The following is a 351-nucleotide window of genomic DNA, read 5'->3' as shown; positions in this document are numbered from 1 at the left end:
TCCCTCTCGACTAACGAAGCTTATCCCCCGCAGTCTCACTGCCGCGCTCTGACTTACCGGCATTCGGAGTTTGGCTGACGTCGCTAAGATGATAGTCCCGCTCAACCAACCAGTAGCTCTACCTCCGGCAAGAAACACACGACGCTGCACCTAAATGCATTTCGGGGAGAACCAGCTATCACGGGGTTTGATTGGCCTTTCACCCCTACCCACAACTCATCCCCTCAGTTTTCAACCTAAGTGGGTTCGCGCCTCCACAGCCTCTTACAGCTGCTTCACACTGGCCATGGGTAGATCACCCCGCTTCGGGTCCAGGACACGCCACTACAACACACCCTCAATTAGGATTCG

General features: G+C 55.3%; 1 rRNA gene (only partly in view). It reads right to left on the bottom strand.

What is annotated here, in order from left to right:
• A 23S ribosomal RNA gene (locus CYJ76_RS11370) occupies positions 1-351 on the bottom strand; its annotated part reaches 886 nt to the left of the window's first position; the annotation flags it as partial.

Source organism: Kytococcus schroeteri (assembly GCF_002847825.1).
Classification (GTDB): domain Bacteria; phylum Actinomycetota; class Actinomycetes; order Actinomycetales; family Dermatophilaceae; genus Kytococcus; species Kytococcus schroeteri.
The sequence above is the reverse complement of the archived record's forward strand: the minus strand, read 5'-3'. Positions and strand labels throughout refer to the sequence as shown.